Below are 25089 nucleotides of genomic sequence, written 5' to 3' on the forward strand. Positions count from 1 at the left end.
CCTATTCTCTCGTATACCACATTTTAAAAGCGGGAACCCGGCCTCTGCTTACGAATATTTTGTCGGAAAACGGGATGTGGAGATTTATGGCAAGTTTCCCCATGAACCAGACCGATATATCTTTTATCGCCTTGTGAGCTACGATATACTGCCTGTTGACCCGGAAAAAGTTTTCTTCATTTAAATTTCTCATCAATTCATCCAACGAATAATCCAATAAAAAGCTATACCCTTCAAAAGTGATGGCCTTGGCTACTTTCATTTCAGCATAGAAGAAAGCAATATTATCGATTGCCAGAGGGAGCAATTTATCTTTATGTGGAACCAGGAAATGTGTTTTCCGGTGGTTTTGCTTTTCATCGAGCGACTTGACCAGTTTTTCTATCAGTTGCATGTTGTTATTCCTGAAGCTGATATTACCGAACTTCATGATCGCTTTTGTCAGCCTGGCCTTGTTGATCGGTTTCAGCAAATAGTCGATGCCGTTTACTTCGAAAGCTTCCAGGGCATACTCATCGTAAGCTGTTGTGAATATAATGGGAGAATCGACATTGATTTTGTCAAAAATAGAAAAAGAAGATCCGTCTGCCAGATGAATATCCATAAATATCAGATCAGGCATAGGATGTGAACCGAACCAGCTGACGCTTTCCTCCACTGTCTGCAATATCGTTTCTATCTGAAAATCACTGCGTATCTCCATAATAAGTTTTTGCAGGTTCTGAGCTGCAATAATCTCATCTTCAACAATGACTACTTTCATAAGCTTATAGTTTTATCGGTTTCATTTATCAAAGGTATTTTCACACTGAAAACTCCATTGATATTCTTGATTTCTATTTCTTTCCGGAATAAGAGCTTATATCTTTCGGATAGATTGACCAGTCCCACCCTTCCGATACTTTTCTCCGGTCTTAAATTAATAACATTGCTGACTATCAGATATCCATCATTATCTGTTTCGATAGTGATTACCAGCGGGTTTTTGCCGTGAATGATATTATGTTTGACGGCGTTCTCGACCAACAGTTGTATGCTGATAGGCATAATGGCATAACTACGAAACTTGTTGTCTATATAATATTCAACCCGCATACTTTTGCCAAACCTGATTTTAAGAAGAGAGACATAAGCATTCACGAATTCTATCTCATCTTCAAGTTTTACCATATTCTTGCTGTGCAGTGTATACCGGAATACAGAGGACAAGTTATCCACATATTCATGTGCCTTCTCTTCATCCAGGCCGATCAAACCGTCGAGTGTATTTAATGAATTGAATAAAAAATGCGGGTCCAGCTGATTCTTTAGAGCTTCATACTTGACCTTTATATTCTCTGAGATAAGTTGTTGATTTGCAATGTTTGTCTGTTCCCGTTTATACGATTGCTGCATCGTTTCCGTAATCAGGATAACGACAAAGCCTGCAATCATATCTTTCACCAGGCTGAAAAGAGTAAATTGTGCGATACTGCCATCGTCGCCTCCTTCAAACAGATACAATTGAAGCTGTGAGAGTGGCGGACTTAAAAATAAACAGATAACGATTGTTCCCAAAATTGCTTTTAAAGCAGTCCGTTTCGACTCCGGTTTCTTTTTTGTCAATAGAAAACAGAATAAGAAAAGCACGAAAAACAAAAAAAGATTGCAGGCAAACTGCAATAAGAAGAATAACATATAACCGATGCCATCCTCTTTGAGCACTGAGACCAAATCGATCGAATCATCATAAACCATTCCCATGATCAGAATGACATTGACGGTCAAACTAACCCAAAGAGCAGCTTTGAAAGCCTGAATCTTCGTGAACGGACTGTTTTTTGTTATGTTATTCTTCATCTGAATTTGTATGATATACTGAATAAAAGTAATGGTTTTTGATTATAAGTGCGTAATAATGAGTACGTTTTATTTGTTAGATATAACTAAGGCCCACAGAGTGCCAACTGTGCAACCTTAGTTATTCAACATCTGCTTGAACAAATTCCGGACTCTTCTTACCGAATTATTTTAGAACCTATAACCAACACCCAATGAAATTACTTCCGGAAGCATCTTGCCATCACCTTTATCTATTGCATTAATTATGCCTATTTTGTATCCGGCATTTACCTGGATCTTATTGGTAAACTCGTAGCCGACCATCACCTTGAAGCCAAAGTCCCAATGTTTTAACGTATCGTCCTTATATAGTTTTTGCTTCGGCTTATCGAATTTGGCATTGAAGCCGTAACCGACGTAAGGTCCTAAACCTACATAAAAACGATCCCCACTGCTTGTATACCATTGTCCGACACCATATACAGGAATCTCTATGCCCCAATATTCAAAACTCCTTTTCTTCCCGTTTTTTTCTTCCATCTTTGAGTTTTGGAAATGGAACAACATTTCGGGCTGGAGAGCGAAATTACGGATGACGTCTATCTTGGCATAACCACCCACACTGACTCCGACCCCCATTTTGCTACTCATGCCTTTCATATCCGAAAGGAGGAAATTCGACATATTTGCTTCTGCTTTTACACCTCCGCTGATTAGTTGGGCATTTATCTGTGAAGTACCCATACCTATAAGTAAAAGAACTCCTAAAACAATCTTTTTCATAATGATCAATTTTTAGTGATTAATACTACATGTTTATCCTTTTGATATTACAAATGTAGCTCGGGGAACTGTCAGAGCATTATGAAAAATGACCGGGAGGACTATTTAGAATACCGAATCTCTTCTGGAAGGGACCGAAATGTCGTATCAGGTGTTGTCGTCCGTTCTAAAGAATATTTTGAACATGGTATGCCCGTTCTCTGTCGTCAAGCTGAATTTGCATCGATGGTTGGTCAGAACTTCCCTGACGAACATCAGGCCGATCCCTTGTCCGGATGATTTGGTGGTGAAGAAAGGGGTGAAGAGTTTTTGCCTGGTTTCTTCAGTCATACCGGGGCCGTTATCTTCTATGATAATGGATAAAGGGGAGTGATGTGTGTATATCTGTATCTTACCGTTTTTCCCGATCGCTTCATAAGCGTTTTTGATAATATTGACCAGTACTTGTTCGAACTGGATACCGTCTACATGAACGTATTGGTCTTCCGCTGTCAGCGATAATGTCAATTCGATATTCCTTTGCCGGCATTCGGCACTCGTTAATGCATAAACAGAACGCGCCTGCTCATTCAGGGAAATAGGAGAGAGGGTAGGTTCGGGGATACGGATTACCTGCGATAGCTTGCTGATAAAGCTTGCTAGATTTCCACAACGGTCGAAGGAAGCCTCGACGGCCGGCAAAACATATTCCCATTTACTGTTCTCATCCTGTTTAAAAATATCCGTTACGACATTTAAGGTAGAACTGATTGCCCCGACCGAATTGTTTACTTCGTGGGACATCATACGGATGATGCGTTCATACGACTCTTTTTCTACTTTGAGTAACTCCTGGGTGATCTCTTCAATCAGGATAAAAGGATGATTGAATCCCTGGTCGATGAAAGACGAACGGATACAGTGAAACACGGTGTTTACCGTGCTGCGGATCATCACATCGTCTCCCTGCTTTAACTCAGCCAGGGCCGGAGCCAGTTCGAAGGTCGATTCCTGGAAAGTTTTCCCTTTTATTTCAGAAATATCCCCGATATTCAGTAGTTTTAGTCCGGAAGGATTGATGTCGGTGATCTGTTTGTCAAAATTCAGGATGATGATACCTTGCGGCGAAGCATGGATAAGCAAATCGAGAAATTGGTTCTTCTCCCGCACTTCGATCCGCTCGGAACGTAATTGTGTGATCATCCGGTTGAATACCTCGATCAACTCGTTGGCATCCTTGTTTTGTACCGGGCGCAGTTTGGTCGAAAAATCCTGTTCTTTCAACAGTTGCATCCCGCTGAGTAGGATGTGATAGGGTTTGATGAGTTTTTGATAGATAAAAAGAGAAAGCAGGATGGAAAATACCGCTATGCATTGTATGACCCAGAAAGGTAACGGCTCGTCGCGGAAAAAGAAGAAGCCTATACCGGTCGATATGCATGCGATAAGCACGATGATTATTCGAAGTATCCATCTTGATTTCATGCTGTGGTTCTATTCGGGAAGTTTTATATTGTATTTTTCCATCCGGCGATATAAAGTTTGCCGGCTTAGTCCTAATGCCGTCGCTATCTTCGAATGATTGCTGCCATATAACTCGACAGCCTTTTGTATCATGTTTTTCTCTACATTTTCGAGCGACTGGATAGAACCGTTGTCAGGTATCTGATTTACGGGGACTTCGATATATTGCTTTTTTAAATCCTGGTCGGTAATAATACGCTTTCCGGAGATCAGGATCGTACGGTCTATCAGGTTTTTTAGTTCCCGGATATTGCCGTAATACGGTAATTGTTTCAGGTAGCCGAATGCCTCGGCAGATAATTCCACACGATCCATATTATTAAGTTCAGCCTGTTTACCTGCAAAATGTTCGACCAATAGCGGTATGTCTTCGATACGTTCCCGTAAAGCCGGCATACGGATGGTGATCAGGTTAATCCTGTAAAACAGATCTTCCCGGAAAGTACCTTGGGCGACCATACCGGTAAGGCTTTTGTTGGTCGCACTGATCACCCGTGTGTCGACCTGCTTCTGTTTGCTGTCGCCGAGTGGTTCGAATGTCTGGTCTTGCAGGACTCTCAGCAACTTTACCTGGCAAACCATATCCAACTCACCGATCTCATCCAGGAATATAGTGCCCTTATCCGCCATCTCGAAACGTCCGATCCGGTCGTGGCGGGCATCCGTAAACGCTCCCTGCTTGTGTCCGAACATTTCACTTTCGAATAACGACTGGGAAATGCCACCCAGGTTGACTTTAACAAACGGTTTTTTATTCCGGTCGCTGTTTTCATGGATAGCTTCTGCAATGAGTTCTTTCCCGGTTCCACTTTCGCCAGTGATCAGTACAGAAGCATTTGTCCGGGCAATCCTTGAAACAGTGTTTAAAACCTGTAATAACAAGGGGGATTTCCCAATGATCTTCTCAAAATGCCCTGTGTCCATAGTGAGATCACCTGCCGTTTTTATCTCTTTTTCGCTACTCTCATTCAGCGCGATAGCCGTCTTTATATTATTCAGTAAAGTCAGATTATTCCAGGGTTTTGTGATAAAATCGAATGCACCGGCCCGTATGCCCTGCACCGCCAGGTTGATGGAACCCCAGGCGGTGATAAGAATAACAGGAACAGCCGGGCAGAAGATCCGTACTTTAGCTAGAAGCTCCAGCCCTTCCTCTCCGGTCGTTGTATTCGAATAATTCATATCCATCAGGATCAATTGCGGGCATGTACGGCGTACAAAGTCTATTGCTTCCTGCTGGTTAGAAGCTGTCGCTATTTCATATCCGGCACGCTTGAGCACAAGCGTGAGGGAAGTCTGGACAGTAATATCATCATCACAAATAAGTATCATAGAATTATCTCTTAATGATCTGTGTATTTATATTAATGTAGTAAAGTTACTAAATTTATTCATCCCGTAATGCCTCTGCCGGAGGAATCTTTGCTGCTTGCCGGGCCGGATACCATGCGGCAACCAACGATATAATAGCCAGTAAACCAAATGTCAGGGCATAGTTAATGAATTCCTGTTCATTTCCGATTCCACCCTGTACCCTGTTGGATATCGGTATGTCCAACGTCTCCAACAGTACTGTTTGGCCTATATTGACACATATATTGACTCCGACTATACTTGCAATAAATAAAATCAGGATCGTTTCCATGAATATCATTGCCTTTACTCCGTTTTGGGTAGCCCCCAGCGCCAACCTCAGACCGATTTCGCTGCGGCGGGTCTGCGTGCGGTACCAAAATGTGCCGATAATCCCTAGGAATATATTAATGAACAGGAAAGTGGTGATTGCATATACCCCTTTCAGCGAGTTTAATGTCTCGGTCCAAGTCTTTTTTATGTCTTTATGGGAGATGACGGACGCCAGGAAATAAGGATCGAGAGCCAATTGATCTCTCATTTGCCGCTTAAACTCCTCTTCAAAGTTTTTACCGGCATCCGGACTTACCCGCATGTAAATTTGTAATTCCGACAGGTCGTAGTCTTGTTTCTCCAGCGGGAAGAGCATACAGCTGAAATAAGTTTCGAAATAGCCGTCTTTCATTTTGTCCGCTGTCCCTATCACGGTATAAACACTGCTGTCTTTATCCGTTGAAGTCAGTTTCTTTACTTCATTCAGGGGAAAAGCCGCTTCCGGATAGGAACCGAAATATCCATTCCTGTCGGGAGTAATTATGACCTCTTTCGAACCGGGTGTTCCCCATCCCTGCAACCCTTTTGCCGGTTTGTTGATTTTGAATACATCGAAAAAGCCGTCCGAAATCCACCGCATCCGCAGGCTAACCATATTTGTATCCGTATTGATATAATAGCTGCTTATATAATTCCAACCGGCAAAAGGAGCCGCATATTTCGAGAAACTGACGCTTTCCACGCCCGGGTATTGTTTTACCCGGTTCAGGAAGGTCATTGCAAGTGCTTCCTTGTCGGGTGTTTCTTTCGTTATTTTGCCCATATCGATCTGGTAGATATTTTCTACATTAAAACCGGTCGGTTCGAGATAAGATTTTCCCATATAGTACAGGTAGTCGATGCAGAACCAAAGGACACAAAACACCAGAATGTATTCTAGCGTGATCCAGCCGTTTGTTTTGCGCTCGTTCCAGATAATTTTTAATAAGTGACGTATCATAATTATTTGTCATTTTGATTGAGTGAATTAATAATCTTCATCCGCGAAGCTTTGTACGCCGGAATCCCTGCAGAAAGTAGGTTGATAACCAGGCAGACGGCAAACACAGCCAGCAAAACAGGGATAGAGATAAGGGTACTTACCGGTATCATGCTGCCTTCAGGAACATCCAATAGCCAGTCGCGCATCTGAAAGACAACCAGATACGACAATATCAGACCGATAATACCTCCAAGAACCGAAGTGATCAGGTTTTCAAAAAGAACCTGTATCAGGATCGTATATTTCTTCGCTCCGAAAGCTTTTCGGATGCCGATCTCTTCCGTACGTTTTTTTATGCGCGAAAGGCTTAGTCCGGAAAGATTGATGGCCGGTATCAGAAGCAGGATCAATAGGATGAAAATTAATTTCCTGTTCTTAATAGTCATGTTTTCTGCTATTTCCAGGACAGTATTTCCCCTGATATTCATCTGGTAGGCTTTGTTGGTTAACGGGCCTTGCAGATAAAGTATCCAGGGAGCACGTTCTGTGGCATATTTTTTTTCCATGGTTCTTGCCTCTTCTATTATAGCCGGGATATCCTTGGTGTTTTCAGCAAGGATGATGGTTTCAAAATGCAGGTCCTCTTTTTGGAGCGATGTATACGGGATCCATAAATCGCCGAAAGCATGTTTGAATACCGGCGATACATCTTTTACGATGCCTATGATCCGGTAAGGCTTGAAGTTGATTAAAATGGTTTGTCCCATCGCTGTTTCTCCTTTAAATACTTTTCTTGCAGTCGTTTCCGTTATAACGGCAACAGGTATTCCCGATTCGAATTCTTCCTGGCTGAATGGCTTCCCCTGTATGAATGAGAAAGAAAATATTTTCCAGTAAATCGCGTCGGAAGCCCTGAGATGCATATTTGTGATATCATTGGAACCTTCTTTGCAGACCAATGTAGCCGGGACATCAGTCCTTATGTTGGTGACGCCCGATACATACTGAGGCGTTTTCAGCGGATAAAGATAATCCTTAAGGATGTTATAGGGCGGGGTACCCGATTGCCAGCTACCCTTGGTCGTATCTCTTTGAACCTGGTAATTCACATATAATGTACGATCCCTGTTTATTTCCGGTGAAACACTTATGTTTTGTATCTCATCGGCGACAATGATCGACATGATCATCATAATTGCCAGGGCGGTCCCCATGATTGCAATGATGCTGATAAATTTATTTTGTTTCAGCATCAGCCATGCCTGTTTGAAATATAGTTTATACATGATAATTCTCTTTTGTGGTTTATTCAACCCGTCTTCCGTCGAAGAAGCGGACAATTCGTTGGGTAGATTCGGCAATTCGTTCATCGTGGGTAACCATTACAATGGTTGTGCCCTCTTCATTAAGACGGAACAATAGCTCCATAATGTCGAATCCCATTTTACTATCTAGATTTCCTGTCGGCTCATCGGCCAGTATGATTTTAGGATTGCCGATAATTGCCCTGGCCAGTGCTACTCGTTGACATTGCCCTCCCGATAGTTGGGTGGGGAAATGTCTCATGCGGTGTGATAGTCCTACCTTTTCCAGTACATTTATAGCCGCTTCCCGACGGCTTTTGGCTGTCGAGTTCCGATAGAGCAGGGGTAGTTCTACGTTATCGAGTACATTCAGTGAATTGATCAGGTGGAAACTCTGAAAAACAAATCCCAGCATTTCATTCCTGAATTCTGCCATCCTGTTATCCTTCATTTGCGTGGTCTCTACGTTGTCGATGATTATTTTTCCCTGATCCGGCAGATCCAGCAGACCCATAAGGTTAAGTAGTGTACTTTTCCCACAGCCGGATGGCCCCATAATAGAGAGGAATTCTCCCTCTTTGACTGTCAGGTTCACATTTTCAAGAGCGGTTGTCTCGACTTCTGTTGTGCGGTATATTTTAGTTATACCCTCTACTTTGATTATTTCCATATTATATATTTTTTCCCGCTATTTTGTCTGCAATGGGTATGCCAGATTTTTATTCTGTTGAAAATTAGAGGATGCGATTATTGTGGGCTGTCCGAAATCGGACAAATCTGTCCGCAAGATACAAAAAAAGCTCCCACTCTCCGTTTGTCTGTAAAAAACAAATAAAGAGTGGGAGCTTTATTAATTATGTAACCTCCCGGTTATGTTAATTAAGGTTTGCTTGTAGAATTAAGGGATTCTGACAAGCAGAGTATAGGGTAAAATTTCACAAATTGTATTGTGTCCACAAATGTACTTGTATAGTTATATAATAGGAGTAGGTATTCGTATCACACGTAGGCGGTGTTTGCGTCAACCCTTTAGTTTGTTGACTTGTGTTGATTTTGAAGGAATTATTAACAGGTGTATAGCTATCGTGAATAGTGGTATTCCTATCACGGAGAATCGCATATATGAGAAAAAAAGCGGACATTCAGAAATATCCGAATGTCCGCTAATATGCATATAAAAAATTGAGGGTCGAAATTAATCGATAGTGACGTGCTGAATAACTGTACCCCAGTCTGTAACAACAATATTGCCACTATTTCTGGAAAGATCGAAAGTCATTTCTGACAATTCTCCTTCGTTTACAGACACTTTCTCCAAATTTTTGACATTTTCGGAAGAAAGAATCATAGTATCGTCTTTGTAAAGCTCTACAACGATATTGGAAGCCGGCAGGATCGTTGTATTGTCAGCAACAACATTTCCTTTTTCATTTAAAGTAGCCGGAATGATATATTCAATATCTTCTCCTATCAGTTCACCGTTGTGATTAAAAGAGCTTTTTGTTTTCTTTACTTTATAATAAAAATTACCTTCTTTTGAATCCAGGACTTTGATGATTCCCTTTGTGATCAAAGAAATAGAAGATACTTTACGTTCGATTTTTAAAGTTTCAGAACTTGATTTAGTTGATGTGTTGCTTTTCAATGTAACCTGTCCATAGAACAAATCACCTGGTAAAGAAGCTGCAACGCCATTGTTTTGTTTCAGGCTCACCTGTAAATCGGAAATGATGTTAGCCTGGTTCATTGCACTGATAGTTTCGTTTTCACCGGAAATACCGGCCCATGCTACCACTGTGATCTGTTTTGATCCCGGGCATGCAATTTCGATCGGTTTAGCCTGCAACAGATACGTTCTGTCGACATTGATTTGTTTGTAGAAATCACCTTGCTGATCGAATACGAACAGAGTAGTCTGGTCTACGTCACCTTTTACAGTGATATCTTTATTGTCTGAATAAGCTTTTAGAACTACGGAAAAAGAAGAGTTTTCTTGAGAAGTAGCATTTTCAATGATGCTGTTATCAATACCATTAGAAGTCTCTCCGTCTGCAGAACAACTAGCTAAAGAAATCATAGCGATCAGCATGCAGACAGAAAACAAACAATTTGTGAAAATTTTACCCTTTTTCATGACCTTAATTTTTTATATGCTTAATTTACCCTATACTGTCGAAGAGATTTCCCCTTAGGTTAAGACCCTCATCAAAACCTTTTGTCTCTTGTCGACATTGCAAATGTAGATACAAAAATGACATAAGAGTCAAATATATGTGAAATAAAAGTTAAAATGATCAAAATAGTTGCTGTAAATATCAAAATGGCATGTGTGAAACTCTCAAATGAGGGTAAAAGTATCATTTAATACTCTTTTATCGGCACAGAATCGATTCGTAAAAGTGCAGCTATGAACTTTGTTCATGATCTGAGTATATGTTATGTTGATATAAAAACATATTATGATGATAGAAACACCGCTATAAATAAAACACGCCTGGTTGCAGGTTCATTTGATAAGGGGACAGTTTGTATTTGGAAAGATATGAGCTTTAAGTAGGAGCAATATTTGAGTCTTTTTTATGAGGCTCCGCCTCATGCCGCAGGCTCTCTTTTGCCGTCTGCTTCAGCTGACGGATAGATTAATGCTCCGGCTTTGCCGGATTCCTCTGTGGGTTTTAACCCCTTTGATATATAATGCTAGTTCCTGTTTTAAAGGGGCTCAAGCCCACAAAGGAAGAGGCTTTGCCTCCTGTCTTTTATATCCGTCGGTTAAAACCGACGGCAAAATAGAGCCTGCGGCACAAGGCGTTGCCTTGCAATGAAAGATAGCTCACATCTGATAAAATGTGAGTTTATAATGTAGAAAACATGAATCATATTTGACAAGAGTCGTCCGTGCACCTGGTTCTTTGTGTATGATAGGTAAAAATATCATACATGATACCTTTGCCTATTATCTTGGATGCTGTATCTAAAGAATCTGATTTTGTAACATGTATTTACAGATGTATGACTATCAAATAGGGTGGTATTCCTATCACGGAGAATCGCGTATTTGAAAAAAAACGGCGCACACGCGGAACAATCCGGATGTACGCCTTTATGCATATAAAAAATTGAGGGTCGAAATTAATCGATAGTGACGTGCTGAATAACTGTACCCCAGTCTGTTACAACAATATTGCCACTATTTCTGGAAAGATCGAAAGTCATTTCTGACAGTTCTCCTTCGTTTACAGACACTTTCTCCAAATTTTTGACATTTTCGGAAGAAAGAATCATAGTATCGTCTTTATAAAGCTCTACAGTGATATTAGAAGCCGGCAGGATCGTTGTATTATCAGCAACGACATTTCCTTTTTCATTTAAAGTGGCCGGAATGATATATTCAATATCTTCTCCTGTCAATTCACCGTTGTGATTAAAAGAGCTTTTTGTTTTCTTTACTTTATAATAAAAATCGCCTTCTTTTGAATCCAAAACTTTGATAATTCCTTTTGTAACCAAAGAAATGGAAGACACTTTGCGTTCGATTTTCAAAGTTTCAGTACTTGATTTTGTCAATGTGTTGCTTTTCAATGTAACCTGTCCGTAGAACAAATCACCTGGCAAAGATGCTGCAACGCCATTATTTTGTTTCAGGCTCACCTGTAAATCAGAAATGATGTTAGCCTGGTTCATTGCACTGATAGTTTCGTTTTCACCAGAAATACCGGCCCATGCTACCACTGTGATCTGTTTTGATCCCGGACATGCTATTTCGATCGGTTTAGCCTGCAACAGATACGTTCTGTCAACATTGATTTGTTTGTAGAAATCACCTTGCTGATCGAATACGAACAATGTAGTCTGGTCCACATCGCCTTTAACCGTAATGTCTTTGTTGTCTGAATAAGCTTTCAGAACGACTGAAAAAGAAGTATTTCCTTGATTAGAAGCATTTTCGATGATGCTGTTGTCGATACTGGAAGTGGCATCGCTGTCTGCAGAGCAACTGGCTAAAGAGATCATAGCGATCAGCATGCAAACAGAAAACAAACAATTTGTGAAAATTTTACCCTTTTTCATGACCTTAACTTTTTATATGCATTGAAATTACCCTATACTGTCGGAGAGATTTTACCCTTCGGTTAAGACCCTCATCAAAACCTTTTCTCTCTCAGAGATATTGCAAATATAGTTACAAAAACGAGATGGGTGACGAATATATGTGAAATAAAAGTTAAAACGATCAAAATGATTGCTGAAAATGTCAAGTAAGCGATTGCAAAACTCTCAAACGGAAGTGAAAAATATCATTTTAGGCTTATTTCTCTCCTGCTCTCGCTGGCTGTTTGGTAAAAGCGAGTGATACGAATAGCACTGTTGGTGATAGGAATACGCCATGTTTTAATTGGTGTGTGCCCGGACAGAAGTGGTTGTGTTATTTTTTGAGGCGATGAAAAGTTCTGTTGGGTAATACCAATCGTCATAAATTACCGAAATAAATATGATAATCATGTCTTTTAATGAAAAAAAGGAGCCGTTGATGTTCGAAAAACGGAATATTATTGTCATATTTGTGCATGGATTATGCAGCGATTAAAATTTACAGTTGTGGAGGTCGGGGTATAGAATAATCTTGGAACTAAAATAATATAATCAATTATGAATAATAATAGAGCTTTGTTCAGGAAATGGACTGTGTTTCTTGCTTGCTTTGTTTTGTGTGGGCAACGCGTGTTTGCTGCTGGAGAAGCTGTTGGTACTATCGACATTATTGTACTGGTGTTCACTGTTCTTTTAGCAATACTTTTTATCTCTGCTTGTTTTTATTTGAAAAAGATGTACACTGGCTTTACGGGACAGTCGAAGGTGATTGCGAAAGAAAAAGAGTCGTTGATCCGGCAGAGGGATGAAGCTGTGGAGAAGAGTAAAGAACTGGAAGTCGAAAAAGCGGCTCTGGAAGAAAGTAAAGATTCCATCGAAGCCAGACTCTCTGAACTGGAATCCCAAAAGAGCGAGTTGGCAAGAGTGAATGAAGAGCTTACCCAAAAGCTGACCGAGAAAGAAACAATGATCTCTACATTGAACGGCAATAAGAAAGATCTGGAGCAGATGCTTGTTGCCAAGATAAAGGAAAGTGACTCGCTTCAACGTGAGGTGGCCGATAAACTGTCGGAAGCGGAGCAACGGTTGGTTGAAGCCGAAAGCATTCATGATACTTTCTTTATCGAAACGATTCACGAAATGCGTACCCCTCTTTCGCTGGTGTTAGGTTCGCTGGCCCTGATCGTGCAGAATAAAGATGAAAATCAGGAAATGTCGACTCAGTTACTTTCAGCCTATCGAAATACACTGGCCCTGCAGGACCTTGCCGACCAGTTGATCGGGACCAGGCGGGCAAACGATGTCGCCAATTATTTGCGTATTGCCCGTTACGACTTGGTGGAAATATCCCGCCAGATTTGTGACTTGTTCGTAGACTGGGTTGCAATGAACAATGTCGACTTTCAGGTCAACACTCAAACGTCTGTACTCTGGATATGGCTCGACCGTCGCAAGATGGAATATGCATTGCGTACATTATTATCTAATGCATTCAAAAATACTTTCGCTTACGGTAAAGTATCTTTGAACCTCTCCGTTGTTCAGAAAGACGGCAGAGCATATTGCTCCCTCTCGGTAGAGGACGAAGGATTAGATGAAAATGCCGGTACTCGCCGCGGAATACGACAGGTTTCCGATATGGTAGATGATATTGGTGGTATTTTCAGTAATGAAACGACTACGGCAGGTACTGTCTATACCTTATTAATACCGTTAGGCAAACAACACCTGCTCGACCGTCGTGTGGAATTTGTGGAGCCGGAGGCCGACCTAGTGAGATTGAACGACCGTCAGAAGGAAGAAATTGCAGAATTTATCCAGATTATCCCGCAAAAGAAGACAACGGGAAAGAAAATACTGGTGATCGACGATAGCGACCAGATCCGTTGGTTCTTGAAACATGTCTTTGCCAAGGAATATGAGATATTCGAAGCCCGCAACGGTGAAGAAGGGGTGCAGGTTGCCCTGGCTACCTTGCCTGACCTGGTGCTTTGTGATGTCATGATGCCGGTGAAAGATGGTTTTGAAACTTGTAAGATACTGAAGAATAATCCTCGTACTTCCCAGATCCCGATTGTCATGCTGACAGCCAAGGTAGAAAGTGAAGATGTCATCACCGGAATCGAGGCCGGGGCCGACGATTATATCACCAAGCCGTTCGATGTCGAAATACTTCGCAGCAAGTTGAACAGCCTGGTTAAACGCCGTGAACAGTTGAAGCAGTATTTCACCAGTAATCTGGCTGGCAGTACCGTAGTCGATGCAGACCAGAATGAGCCGGCCTTACCCAGCAATCCGTTCATGGATCTGGTCATTAAAAATATCGAGATGCACCTCGACGACTCCACCTTTGAGGCAAAGGTGCTCGCAGACTCATTGAACATGAGTCTGCCGACGCTGTATCGTAAGATCAAACAGTTCTCCGATTGCAGTATCCTGGAACTGACGCGTACGATCCGCCTGAAGAAAGCCGCCGAATTGATTCAGACCCAACAATACTCCGTGCAGGAAGTAGCCGAAATGGTCGGCTTCAACGATACGGCCACTTTCCGTAAGCGTTTCACGGAGCAATACGGGACGACGCCTTCGCAGTACGGGCAGCCGTAAGGATTATGACAAAACGATTTGTAAATTGCTGAAATAGTAGCAGTATGTTACAAATAAGCCCGTCCTTGTGACGAGCTTATTTGTTTTAATCCGGTTCTGGAATTTGCTTGAATACAATAATTAACGGTTGATGTGCCTGATAGTTCTTTATAATCTCGTTTTAAACGAATTTCAATTTCGTTTAAAACGAAAAAAAATTCCTTTTAAACAAAATGTAGTTTGGTTTAAGGTTGAAAATATGTTAAATGCAGTTCGGTGAAAATGAAAACAGGCTTTTGTAAGGTCAAAATTATGTGCCGTATAACATGTTTTTTGTGTGGATTGCTTTGTTTTAAGGATGAAACGAAGGTGTTATAAAGGAACGAAATGGCTTTGTTTCCGATTTTTGGCTCATAAAGTATCAAGAAAAGTGTGAAATAGGAGTATAAATATCGTTTTACGTATCAATGTGATAACTCTTTACTTTCCTACAATTTCATGAAATAAATCATCTTCGTACCACGATCCATATAGCTTTGGCAAAAATAGGGTAAAATAGCATTTTGCTAAATGGTTTATTTGTTCACTTATTATCAGATTTGAACTACCTTTCTTTACAAGGCGTTGCCTTGTGCCGCAGGCTCTCTTTTGCCGTCGGTTTTTAACCGACGGATATGAAAGACAGGAGGCAAAGCCTCTTCCTTTGTGGGCTTAAGCCCCTTTATTAACGGGGTTAAAACCCACAGAGGATCCGGCAAAGCCGGAGCTTTTAGATATCCGTTTGCTTCAGCAAACGGCAAAAGAGAGCCTGCGACATGAGGCAGAGCCTCATAAAAGACTCACCTTTTTCTATATTTTAATAACCTCCCTTCTCCCGCAAAGATATTTTCACCCCTCTTTTGAGAGCAACGCACATGTTCTTAAAAATTTGTTTTTTGCCTTAAAAAAAGATTTAGAGTTTTACCTATTATTATTGAGACTGATACCTATCCGCGGTTTTTCAGGGTGGCTATACCTTTGCATTGTCATCAGGAAACAAATTATCGTATAGGGTAAAAGTGATAATTCTTCCGAGGCTAAAACTAGTATTTATTAAACGTATTATATAACTTCAAAATTTAAGAATATGAAACTAAGAAATTTATTGTATGCAACAATGGTTGCATGTGCATTCGCTTCTTGCTCGAATGATGACGATCCAATTGATAATGGTGGAGGAAATGAAACTCCAAATGCAGAAGCTGCTTTGGAAGTAAAGGTTGCAACACCGGCATTAACAAAAGCGGACGTAACAGATAAAACAATTTCTTCTTTAGCAGTATTGGTCTTTGATGTAAAAACTGGACGTTTGGAATCTAAAGGTGTTGATAAAGAAGGCAAAGCGGGAGCTTCTTCTGTGATAGCAGAGAAGATTACTGCCGGTGCTAAGCATGTTTTGGTGTTAGCTAATGTTGAAAGTAAAGTTAGTAGTTATACTGCTGGTTTGACAAATGGTATTGAATACTCTAAAGTGTTAGATGATACTAAGACTTTTGCAGACGAAGTAGATGGAACACTTTCAATGAATAGCGGTGTTTATGATGTAGATATTCAGGCTGGTGTAACAAATTACTTAGGTTATACAGAAGCTCAGGCTCAAGAATATGAAGGTCATTATCTAAGTCAAGCAAAAGGTAAAACTGTTAAATTGTATCGTAATGTAGCAAAGATCGTTCTTAACCAAATACAAGTTACAGCTGATCCAGCAAAATATAAAAATGCAACGTTGGATATTGAAAATGTATTTATTTTGCATGCAAATAAAACAACGAAGTTAGTTGGTGCTGAAGGTGAGCCATGGGGAACAACTATGCAGACTCCTCTTAATTATCTAAATGGTGCTGAAAATGAAGTCTATGTTGGATGGGCAGACTATATGGAAGATTTCGAAGCTAATAAAATCATACAGAAATATTTGACAGATATTAAAGTGTATGATTATGCTTCAGTTTTTAGCTTAGACCTGTCTGCTAATGGCATAAATGGACAAACCCCGTGGGAACCAACTACAGGTAACTCTTCTTATGTATATGAAAATACATCGACTGATATTTACACATTACTGGTAGTACAAGGCAAATTCAAATATGGAGAAGTCAAAAATCCGGCAAGCAGATATTATTCTGTAGCGATAGGTAAGGATGGAATTACGGGAATAAATAAAGATGGTACTTATGATGCACCTCAAGGTTTTGACGGTTCTCGCTCTTCACTGTCTGGTACAGTTCGTAACTTACAATATAATGTTGATTTGAAAGTTGCCGGTCCTGGTTATACAACTCCGTTTGGTCCGAAAGCTGAAGATGATACTTACTTGGATGTAAAGGTTGAAGTAGTTGATTTTGGTAATATCAATCAAAGCACTGAAATTGAATAATCCAAGCGGTTTTTCCAGAAATAAAAAATGCTTCCAATCGGAGGCATTTTTTATTTCTGGAATTCAGTATATAATGGTACGTTTATAATATTTCCGTGGTAAATCTATCATTGAAATAAAGTTGATTCATTTATCTATTAATATAGAGAGTTGTACCTATCTATGTTTTATGATAAACAGGTTACATTTGTAATGTAAAATTAGAGTATAAACAAAAGAAAATCAATATATCTATGAAACTGAAAAGTTACATATTCTCTATTCTTGCAGTAGCTTTATTATCGTGTTCTACAGACGATGTGGATGATGTGATAAAAAAGGAAGAGCCTTTAGTTTGTAATGCTACCTTATCTTTGGCTGTTAAAAGCGATGTTAAAACAAAGGCTCTTATTTCTGCTGACTATAATAGAATAAAAAAGTTGTCATTAGCAATCTTTGTGAAAGATAAATTGTTGAGTTTGACTGAAGTTTCTGCACAAGGAAAAGAGAAAGTAACCAGTATAACGGATGTACCGGTTGTAGCCGGGGCTGTGAAGCTTATTTTATTTGCCAATTATTTCGATGATGAAAATTTGACTAAAATAAAAGCAGCGGGGACAAACATTTCAGAATATAAAAAGCTAGAAGTCTTGCTGAAGAATGAAAAGAATGTAAATGATCAGGATAATTCTGGAAATGGTTTGACGATGAGTAGTGAAATTCTGGAATATGATTTAAAACCAGGACGTAATTATGTGGGATTTGATGAGGGAGAAGATGGATATGTTGTTACTAAGAATCCTGTAAAATTAATTAGAAATGTTTCAAAGGTTCAACTTGAAACTATTTTTCTCCGACCAAGTGATAATTATCAGGGTAAAGGCAATGTAACTTTCAAATTGAAAGAATTTTTTGTGGCAAATGTAAAAAGCCGATCAAAACTTATTTCAGACAATGGTTCTGCCGAAGTTTTCGATTCAAACTCAGACTTTTGGTTAAGTGGTGCGTATGCAAATATTGAGGGAGCTTTAAAAAATGGTCAGGCAACCAAAACATCTTATTTATTCTATGATGTAATTAATCCTCCACAAAACTTTAACAAAATGAATGGTTGTTTCCCATTTCTAAATAAAGATCCTTTGGTTTGTGACGGTAATATTTTCGGACTGGATGAATCAAATAGAAATATAATTGAAATTAAAGCCGAGTACCAAAATGGTATAGATTACAAAGAATATCCCAAAATTGGAACGTCTTATGGTCCTTTGATTCCATTAGGTACATATTTTTATGTGTATGAAAATATGTTAAAACAGAGTGACAATAGAACATTACTGATTGTTAAGGGCGACTATACGTATGAACCTGTGGAAAAAGAGAAAAAGGTTGTGTTAAAAGATCGGTATTATGCTGTAACAATCAATAAGAAAGGGGAGTCTGTTGATTTATCAGGGGGAACTCCTGAACATATTTATGTAAAACGTAATAATGTTTATAATGTTATTTTGACAATAATGGGTCCTGGATCTGATACTCCTTATGATATACAAAATACGGCTCATATGAGTGCTTTGGTTAAGGTTAAGGACTGGGATGTTGTAAATCAGGAAGAAGAAGTCGATTAATAGAGTAATATAGGGGAAAAGAAAAATATTGTATTATGAAAGATATATTGTTTACAAAACTGCATTTATTAGTAGTAGTATTTGGGTTAGTGACCTTATTCAGTAGCTGTATCAAAGAAGATCTTGACAGTTGTGCAAAGCTAACTCTGATGGTAGTGAACCATAATGATGAAGATGTGACGGCGTTGGGTGTTACTTCGGAAGCAAAATTATTTGTATTTGATGCAAATTCAAAACTACTTGAAACAAGAGAGTTGGATTTGGATTTTATCACCGGTCGCAAAACGATAGAACTGCCATATCCGGATAATACAAAACTTCATATTGTTGCTTGGGGAAATCTGAAGGGAAAACAAAATGTAACGGAACCCACAAAAGCAGAAGATCTGTTAGTCTCGCTTAAAAGCAATAACGAATTGGCTCAATCTCCTGACAGCCTTTTCTTTGGAGATATTGATGTTGAAGTTATGGGAAATGGAGTTGCCGGAGGTGATAAGCAGATTGTGATAAGACCAAAAACAGGTACGGTTGAGATGCGTACGATTGGGTTACAATATGTGTATCAAAAACAAGGTTTGCGCGCTACATCTACTGAGTGTAATTTTTATATGAATCGGACATTAAATGCCTATAATTCAAAAGGAGAGTTGACAGGGGATAGTGTTTATTATAATCCCGAAGGAGACTGGAAAGCAACAGAATGGATTACACCAACTCCTCAAACACTTTACGAAGGACAGAAAATGACTGGCTCAATTGAAGCTGGTAATAAACGTTATGATGTCTCAAAAGGTGAATTTGAAGATGGTACTGTTGGTCCGATTGAAATCTATCCTTTCCAAAAAACGTTGGTGGTATTTGAGTGGGGTGAAGATGGTGCTTTTTTAGGTGCTAAAATTAGAGTGACTCCTTGGGGGGTAGTTGATGATGACATTGAGTTTTAAACGATAAAAAGCAAATAAAATGAATATAAAAAATATATTGATAGTCGGAGTCGCTATACTACTGGGTACTGCTTGTTCAAAAGATAAGGGTTCTGTGTCTATCGACGATCTGGCAAATGCTAAACTGACCATTGGAGTGAAGGCATCCGGAGCGGTAACAAAAGCAGGTGACCCGAATGCCTTGGAGGGCGAAATGTATATTAATAATCTGGCCGCTGTCGTTTTCGATGAAACCGGAACTGTTTTGTTGGGAAAAGCTCAGGAGAATGTAAACACTCAGGATGGAACTGCCTATCTGATAGATGTGCCGGCTAAAGCGACTAAAGCCAGAATAATTCTGTTAGCCAATCTTCCGAGTGGTGTTCTTGATAATGTGACAACTTATGATGGTTTCCAATCTATGCTGGCAGAACTTTCTGCGCAATCACAGGCGGATCTGACCATGAGTAGCCAGGTAATCGTAACGAATAATGCACTTGTTGCTGATGATAACTATCTGGGATATGAAAGTATGGGAAGTGAAAATATAAACGGCATATCATCACCTTTGGAAGTAACTCGTTTGGCTGCACGTGTAGAAGTCGTTGCCTTTCATACAAATTTTAAAGGCTCGAAACTGGAAGGACGTACAGTCAGGGTGGAGGATGTTTATATTCAGAATCAAAAAACGGCATCCCGCTATTTTAGTGCCGGTTATTGGGGGCCTGTTGTTGTAAACGGACATTTCTCCAACAGTCCCAAAGTTACATTAAATAGAATATTGAACGACGCAAGTCCGATTCTGGAAACTTCATACAGACATTATATAATGGAAAATGATGCGGATGAAGAGGCAACTCAGTTGGTTGTCCGGGCTACATTACTGGAAGCTCCCGGCTATACAGCACAGACAAAAACATTTTATGCAACGGTCAATGCAAACGGACTGGCTAACAAATACGATCATAATTTCGTGAAGCGTAATTACATCTATCGTATGAATATAACATTCGGCCCGAACAGTTTTGAAATACTGGATGGAGTACTCGATGTTAAAGTAGAAGTAGTTGGCTGGGGACCGGTTAACCAGGATGTAGAGATAGAATAAATAGGGTAAATAATTTAAAATATAAGACTTATGAAATTAAGAAATTTATTTTTAAGCACGTTGGTTGTATGTGTGTGTGCATCCTGCTCCAAAGACGATGATAGTATTAAAGGGCCGGTAGAACCGGTAGATGCCTATATTTCGATTGCTGCTACATCATTGACCCAAACGAAAGCTGCGCTTCCTACTTTACGGGAAGGAAGTACGGATGTGACTCCAAAAACAGACATAGGTTCGGATGATGAAAAATTTATCTCTACATTGACGGCTTATGTGTTTAAGAATGAGGAGGGGGATCAGTCTTTGTCTACCATAGGTACTGCAAAATCAGAAAATGGCCAGTCGGTAACTGAAATTAAACATATACCTATCAAAGTAACACCTGATCAGACTGATCCGAGAAAGCCATCAAGTAGTAAGTTTATAGTTATTTTGGTAGCAAATGGAAAATTATTAACACCTAAAAATCTGGAAGAATTTAAGTCATTAACTTTGACAGATGATATTTCAACATGTATTACTAACAAGAGGTTACCTATGGTTAGTGAATCTATTTCATGTCAAGGGTTAATACCAATAGTAAAAGGGGCAGGGGAAGATGGAGCTTCCACAATCTATGCAGAGAACTGGATAACTAAAGATAAAATTATTTCTTTTGAAAATTCAATTACAGATTCATCAGATAAACCTGATGGTGTCACTCCTATTGAACTGACTCGTTTGGTAGCTCGTGTACAAGTGGATAAAATTACTTTTAATTATCCGGACGAACTGGCTCAGTTCGAACTGGAGAATTTATCGATTGTAAATGTGCATTCTACATCAACCTTTGAAGAAGGTGATGGTGAGTATGTGAAAGGATACGTATCAGATAAATATTCACCGGCAGATAAATGGATTTCAGAAAACTCTCCCATAAAAGATAAGTTAGCACAAGCTTATACAAAGTGTATTTTGGGTAAAGGCGAAAAAGCCGCTGAAAGTATTGATTGGTTGGCTGAAACAGTAGAATCAAAATACCCTCAGTTTATTAGCTATGCTTTTTCAAACCCTGAAAATGTAGACCACAAAACAGCCTTGTTGATATCCGGAAAATTCATAAGGAATTCGAATGCACCGGATGTAAAGGAAACAAGGAATTTCCGTGTGTTCCTGGATGATCCGAAGGATAGTGGAGGGCCTATGGTAAAACGAAATCATATCTATAAGTTGAATGTTACTATCACAGGTGAAGGATCTTCTAATGAGGATAAGATCGAATTGAATGCACATGTATCGGCAGAGATTACAGTGGCTAATTGGTCAATTATTGAACAAACTGAAGAGGATGCGAATTAATAATTAGTATTGCTCTTTTGTCATACGAAAAAGAAAGGTGTCATTCTGGAAGAGTGATACCTTTCTTGTTTAGGGCTTGTTTATATCAAGATACCTTGCAAAACTATTAATCTTAGAGGGATACCTTGCTTATTGATATTCTTATCTCTGTTTATGTTGTTCATTCTTTCAGAAAGGGTATTTCTATCGCTTTTAAAGGCACTTCTATCAATCTTGTTAGTTGCTATTTTTACCCCTTAATCTTGAAAGTTTCGCCTATCGCCCCTTTTTCTGAATCGTCATACATTTGCATCGTAAGACAAACGAAAATGAATTTAGGTTTAGTATAACGATTTTAAGTATAGGGTTATGAAACTGAAGAATATATTATCAATTATCTGCTTTCTATTTGTTGTAGCTTCATGTTCTGTAGAAGATGATACAATCATGAATGATGTTACTAATAATATAGAAAATGAAATCACAGGTTCTGCATATGTTTCTGTAGGTGTAAGATCAGGTCAGTCTGCAACGAAAGCAACAGAAGGAAATGCCAGTAAACCTTCTGATTACGGATATTCACATCCAATTTCTAATTGTTATTTGTTGTTACTTGATGATGCAGATAATATCTTATATCGTGCCTTCAAGGATTATGGGGATGAGCCTGTTAGCAGTGTCCCAGCTAGTGATTTCAAAATTTTGGTAAAAGTAGGATCTGTTACGAAAGCCATTGCTGTTATAAATGCTAGTGTTGATTTTAGAGATAAGATAAAAGTTTGTATAACTCTTGATGATTTAAAAGATAAAAGAGAATTAGATGCATTTTCTGTATTGGCAATAGGAGATGGAAAAATCGACTGGAGAAATATAGAAGGTTCAGAGTCAACAATGAATAGTGTCCCTGTCGTGGAAGTTTCTAGTATTGTTGCTGAAAATCGTGTTGCAAATGTAGAGTTGTCAAAATTTAATATAAAATATTTTGATTGTGATGAAAAATCGCATAAAGTTCAATTAGAGAATTTTTGGTTGACAGGAATGAAAAAAGGTGTTGGACTTTATAACGAAGGGGAAGATAATATTAATAGTGAAAGTGTAGAGGATGCTATAAGCGTGATAGGTGATGATAATAATTTTGATAAACTAAGAGGTATTGACGGAAAGTATTCAAAAGAAACATCCAGCGAGTTTATTCATGAAAAGTTTATTTTAATTCAGGAATGGGCTACTTTTAGATATGTATTTCCTAATACGAATGGATCAGAAAAGGTAACTGCTCATCTAAGGTTTTCTGTAACAACTGCTCATGGGAAAAAATATTACGATCGTGAATATATTGTTAATCGTCCTTCCGAGGATGGCTTTACTAATAATTCTGGTACAGCATATGTAAACCCCGGTTATTGGTATCAATTAAATGTCACAGTCCACGTTAAGAAAGATTTTATCGATTGCGCTTTTACTTGTTCTACAAAGGATTGGATCTATAACGAAATAAATGTAGATTTATAATCTCCATCATTATAAAACACTAGTAAGTATTAAACGAAAAAAGATACATTATGAATCGGATTAACTTCATATATCTATTAGTTTCTGTTCTTTTGGTTTTTACGGCCTGTTCAAATGAAGAACTTCTTGAAAAGCACCCCGATGGAAATTACACATCGAAACTGAATATTACACTCTCTACCGCATCTGCCATAACAAAGGCGGGTGATCCGGTTCTTTTTCCGGCCACAGATCAGGAGAAGACTATAAAATCCTGTGTACTCGCTATTTTCAAAAAAGAAGGTGATACATATAATAAAAAAGCTATTGTTGAGCCGACTTTAGAAGAAACAGAAACAAAAGGAACTTATAACATTGTATCGGATGTCGAGTTGCTTTTTTCTGAAAGTTATAAAATTGTTATTATTGCAAATGGTGATTTCAATTTGTATTCCGAATGTGAAAGTTATCAAGATTTGAAAGATATAAAAGAAGGAAGTAATAGCGGATATACATTTAAATCAGATGAACTATTGAAGTGGGGTGAAAAAGAAGTTGGAGCTGATACTGATACGGAGTTGACAGTAAATACCCGGTTGCATATCGACTTAACTCAGCTTGCTGCAAGGATTGACTTGAAAATAAATGTTAATTTAAAGGATGAAAAGGAATTAGTGGATGTGTCTTATGAAGAGACTGATGGTTCTCCTTTAATTGGACAAACTTCTTTAAAAGGTGAAATTCCTGTAAAAGGTGGTTTACCTGATGAATATAAAACGCATAAATTTCTTTTTTATGGAAGATCTGTAATTCTGGAAGATGCTTCTAGCGCCAGTACAAAGGTTGGGGTTATGAAAAGCAAAACGATCAACAGAACACGAACATACAACTCGTGGATTTTAGAACCGACTTCGGTAATTGTTAAGAATGTGAGAAATAAAGTGATTGCTATTTTTCCGGAAGAGGATTTACAAGAATCTCTTAGTGATTATGATTTGAGTGAAGGGGTGAATACTCAATATGTGACTTTTTATACCTATCAACGTTCAGTCGAAGATCCAGATGATTATTTAACGAATTTGCGAGTAGAAGTTCAAGGACGTATTTATTCAGCAAAAGTGAAAGAGATAATGCAGGTAAAGGGAGATTTTTTGGCATTCAATTTGAAAAAAGAAGAAATATATAATCAAATAATTGAAGATACAAAAAACGGGGAAACTTCGCAGATAACAGTTAGTTCTACTGGAGAAGGACAAGGATGGTGCATTTTAGTAGAAGATGCGACATTGAGATTTGAGGAGATTGAAGGTGCTGATGTTGTTGTGGGAGAAAAATCCTTTGTCGGTGAGTATAAAAGTGGGTTTGATATCAAACCAGAGGATGGAGGACCTGTCGCTTATGGAAATTATTATAAGGTCACAGCAACGATTAAAAGTCTGAAATTGCCTGTATCTCTTAAATGTATTATAGTTCCTATGGGTTCTGAAGAAGTAACCGTTCCTCCTTTTGAGTAATTAATAAGGTAATAACTGTCAT

General features: G+C 39.0%; 18 protein-coding genes. 8 read left to right on the forward strand and 10 right to left on the reverse strand.

Features of this window, described 5'->3' with window-relative positions; genetic code table 11:
• Nucleotide 1: 1 nt before the first annotated feature.
• The 10 genes from BQ7394_RS02500 to BQ7394_RS02545 all read right to left on the reverse strand — a co-directional run bounded on the left by BQ7394_RS02500 (nucleotide 2) and on the right by BQ7394_RS02545 (nucleotide 12087).
• The gene (locus BQ7394_RS02500; RefSeq protein ID WP_075555927.1) at nucleotides 2–763 is read right to left on the reverse strand and encodes a LytR/AlgR family response regulator transcription factor; all 762 of its coding nucleotides are present in this window, start codon (nucleotides 761–763) and stop codon (nucleotides 2–4) included.
• Nucleotides 760–1839 (reverse strand): sensor histidine kinase, encoded by a 1080-nt coding sequence (locus tag BQ7394_RS02505; protein WP_075555928.1) that lies wholly within the window; start codon nucleotides 1837–1839, stop codon nucleotides 760–762. The genes BQ7394_RS02500 and BQ7394_RS02505 overlap by 4 nt, the downstream gene beginning before the upstream one ends.
• Nucleotides 1840–2010: 171 nt before the next feature.
• On the reverse strand, nucleotides 2011–2604 hold the full coding sequence (locus BQ7394_RS02510) for a porin family protein (protein ID WP_075555929.1): 594 nt from the start codon (nucleotides 2602–2604) through the stop codon (nucleotides 2011–2013).
• Between the two features lie 147 nt (nucleotides 2605–2751).
• On the reverse strand, nucleotides 2752–4068 hold the full coding sequence (locus tag BQ7394_RS02515) for a sensor histidine kinase (RefSeq protein WP_075555930.1): 1317 nt from the start codon (nucleotides 4066–4068) through the stop codon (nucleotides 2752–2754).
• A 9-nt stretch (nucleotides 4069–4077) separates the two neighbouring features.
• Nucleotides 4078–5439 carry a sigma-54-dependent transcriptional regulator gene (locus BQ7394_RS02520; protein ID WP_075555931.1) on the reverse strand — a complete coding sequence of 454 codons (1362 nt, stop codon included), beginning with the start codon at nucleotides 5437–5439 and terminating at the stop codon, nucleotides 4078–4080.
• A 55-nt stretch (nucleotides 5440–5494) separates the two neighbouring features.
• The gene (locus tag BQ7394_RS02525; RefSeq protein WP_075555932.1) at nucleotides 5495–6733 is read right to left on the reverse strand and encodes an ABC transporter permease; all 1239 of its coding nucleotides are present in this window, start codon (nucleotides 6731–6733) and stop codon (nucleotides 5495–5497) included.
• A 2-nt stretch (nucleotides 6734–6735) separates the two neighbouring features.
• A complete protein-coding gene (locus BQ7394_RS02530; RefSeq protein ID WP_235848656.1) occupies nucleotides 6736–8085 on the reverse strand; it encodes an ABC transporter permease in 1350 nt (449 codons plus the stop codon).
• Nucleotides 8021–8683 (reverse strand): ABC transporter ATP-binding protein, encoded by a 663-nt coding sequence (locus BQ7394_RS02535; protein WP_207213373.1) that lies wholly within the window; start codon nucleotides 8681–8683, stop codon nucleotides 8021–8023. The genes BQ7394_RS02530 and BQ7394_RS02535 overlap by 65 nt, the downstream gene beginning before the upstream one ends.
• Nucleotides 8684–9214: 531 nt before the next feature.
• Nucleotides 9215–10153 (reverse strand): FimB/Mfa2 family fimbrial subunit, encoded by a 939-nt coding sequence (locus BQ7394_RS02540; protein ID WP_075555935.1) that lies wholly within the window; start codon nucleotides 10151–10153, stop codon nucleotides 9215–9217.
• A 995-nt stretch (nucleotides 10154–11148) separates the two neighbouring features.
• Nucleotides 11149–12087, reverse strand: coding sequence for a FimB/Mfa2 family fimbrial subunit (locus BQ7394_RS02545; protein WP_075555936.1), 939 nt, complete (start codon nucleotides 12085–12087; stop codon nucleotides 11149–11151).
• Between the two features lie 579 nt (nucleotides 12088–12666).
• Between BQ7394_RS02545 and BQ7394_RS02550 the strand changes: the two genes are divergently transcribed.
• The 8 genes from BQ7394_RS02550 (at nucleotide 12667) to BQ7394_RS02585 (ending at nucleotide 25067) form a co-directional block, all read left to right on the forward strand.
• On the forward strand, nucleotides 12667–14715 hold the full coding sequence (locus tag BQ7394_RS02550) for a response regulator (protein WP_075555937.1): 2049 nt from the start codon (nucleotides 12667–12669) through the stop codon (nucleotides 14713–14715).
• 1105 nt (nucleotides 14716–15820) lie between these two features.
• Nucleotides 15821–17110 carry a fimbrial protein gene (locus BQ7394_RS02555; protein WP_082211632.1) on the forward strand — a complete coding sequence of 430 codons (1290 nt, stop codon included), beginning with the start codon at nucleotides 15821–15823 and terminating at the stop codon, nucleotides 17108–17110.
• Between the two features lie 233 nt (nucleotides 17111–17343).
• On the forward strand, nucleotides 17344–18714 hold the full coding sequence (locus BQ7394_RS02560) for a fimbrial protein (RefSeq protein ID WP_075555939.1): 1371 nt from the start codon (nucleotides 17344–17346) through the stop codon (nucleotides 18712–18714).
• Between the two features lie 35 nt (nucleotides 18715–18749).
• The gene (locus tag BQ7394_RS02565; protein ID WP_075555940.1) at nucleotides 18750–19658 is read left to right on the forward strand and encodes a FimB/Mfa2 family fimbrial subunit; all 909 of its coding nucleotides are present in this window, start codon (nucleotides 18750–18752) and stop codon (nucleotides 19656–19658) included.
• 19 nt (nucleotides 19659–19677) lie between these two features.
• A complete protein-coding gene (locus BQ7394_RS02570) occupies nucleotides 19678–20745 on the forward strand; it encodes a fimbrial protein (protein ID WP_075555941.1) in 1068 nt (355 codons plus the stop codon).
• Between the two features lie 30 nt (nucleotides 20746–20775).
• Nucleotides 20776–22083, forward strand: a complete 1308-nt coding sequence (locus BQ7394_RS02575; protein WP_075555942.1) for a fimbrial protein — start codon at nucleotides 20776–20778, stop codon at nucleotides 22081–22083.
• Between the two features lie 348 nt (nucleotides 22084–22431).
• Nucleotides 22432–23574, forward strand: coding sequence for a hypothetical protein (locus tag BQ7394_RS02580; protein WP_075555943.1), 1143 nt, complete (start codon nucleotides 22432–22434; stop codon nucleotides 23572–23574).
• A 50-nt stretch (nucleotides 23575–23624) separates the two neighbouring features.
• The gene (locus BQ7394_RS02585; protein WP_075555944.1) at nucleotides 23625–25067 is read left to right on the forward strand and encodes a hypothetical protein; all 1443 of its coding nucleotides are present in this window, start codon (nucleotides 23625–23627) and stop codon (nucleotides 25065–25067) included.
• Nucleotides 25068–25089: the final 22 nt, after the last annotated feature.

Source organism: Parabacteroides timonensis, assembly GCF_900128505.1.
In the GTDB taxonomy this organism is placed as follows: Bacteria; Bacteroidota; Bacteroidia; order Bacteroidales; family Tannerellaceae; genus Parabacteroides; species Parabacteroides timonensis.

What these genes read in the sequence shown, in the direction of transcription:
- BQ7394_RS02565 (WP_075555940.1), top strand. Translation starts at nt 18,750, where the DNA reads ATGAAAGATATATTGTTTACAAAACTGCATTTATTAGTAGTAGTATTT.
- BQ7394_RS02585 (WP_075555944.1), top strand. Translation starts at nt 23,625, where the DNA reads ATGAATCGGATTAACTTCATATATCTATTAGTTTCTGTTCTTTTGGTT.
- BQ7394_RS02545 (WP_075555936.1), bottom strand. Translation starts at nt 12,087, where the DNA reads ATGAAAAAGGGTAAAATTTTCACAAATTGTTTGTTTTCTGTTTGCATG.
- BQ7394_RS02580 (WP_075555943.1), top strand. Translation starts at nt 22,432, where the DNA reads ATGAAACTGAAGAATATATTATCAATTATCTGCTTTCTATTTGTTGTA.
- BQ7394_RS02515 (WP_075555930.1), bottom strand. Translation starts at nt 4,068, where the DNA reads ATGAAATCAAGATGGATACTTCGAATAATCATCGTGCTTATCGCATGC.
- BQ7394_RS02510 (WP_075555929.1), bottom strand. Translation starts at nt 2,604, where the DNA reads ATGAAAAAGATTGTTTTAGGAGTTCTTTTACTTATAGGTATGGGTACT.
- BQ7394_RS02555 (WP_082211632.1), top strand. Translation starts at nt 15,821, where the DNA reads ATGAAACTAAGAAATTTATTGTATGCAACAATGGTTGCATGTGCATTC.
- BQ7394_RS02560 (WP_075555939.1), top strand. Translation starts at nt 17,344, where the DNA reads ATGAAACTGAAAAGTTACATATTCTCTATTCTTGCAGTAGCTTTATTA.
- BQ7394_RS02550 (WP_075555937.1), top strand. Translation starts at nt 12,667, where the DNA reads ATGAATAATAATAGAGCTTTGTTCAGGAAATGGACTGTGTTTCTTGCT.
- BQ7394_RS02520 (WP_075555931.1), bottom strand. Translation starts at nt 5,439, where the DNA reads ATGATACTTATTTGTGATGATGATATTACTGTCCAGACTTCCCTCACG.
- BQ7394_RS02505 (WP_075555928.1), bottom strand. Translation starts at nt 1,839, where the DNA reads ATGAAGAATAACATAACAAAAAACAGTCCGTTCACGAAGATTCAGGCT.
- BQ7394_RS02570 (WP_075555941.1), top strand. Translation starts at nt 19,678, where the DNA reads ATGAATATAAAAAATATATTGATAGTCGGAGTCGCTATACTACTGGGT.
- BQ7394_RS02530 (WP_235848656.1), bottom strand. Translation starts at nt 8,085, where the DNA reads ATGAACGAATTGCCGAATCTACCCAACGAATTGTCCGCTTCTTCGACG.
- BQ7394_RS02575 (WP_075555942.1), top strand. Translation starts at nt 20,776, where the DNA reads ATGAAATTAAGAAATTTATTTTTAAGCACGTTGGTTGTATGTGTGTGT.
- BQ7394_RS02525 (WP_075555932.1), bottom strand. Translation starts at nt 6,733, where the DNA reads ATGATACGTCACTTATTAAAAATTATCTGGAACGAGCGCAAAACAAAC.
- BQ7394_RS02500 (WP_075555927.1), bottom strand. Translation starts at nt 763, where the DNA reads ATGAAAGTAGTCATTGTTGAAGATGAGATTATTGCAGCTCAGAACCTG.
- BQ7394_RS02540 (WP_075555935.1), bottom strand. Translation starts at nt 10,153, where the DNA reads ATGAAAAAGGGTAAAATTTTCACAAATTGTTTGTTTTCTGTCTGCATG.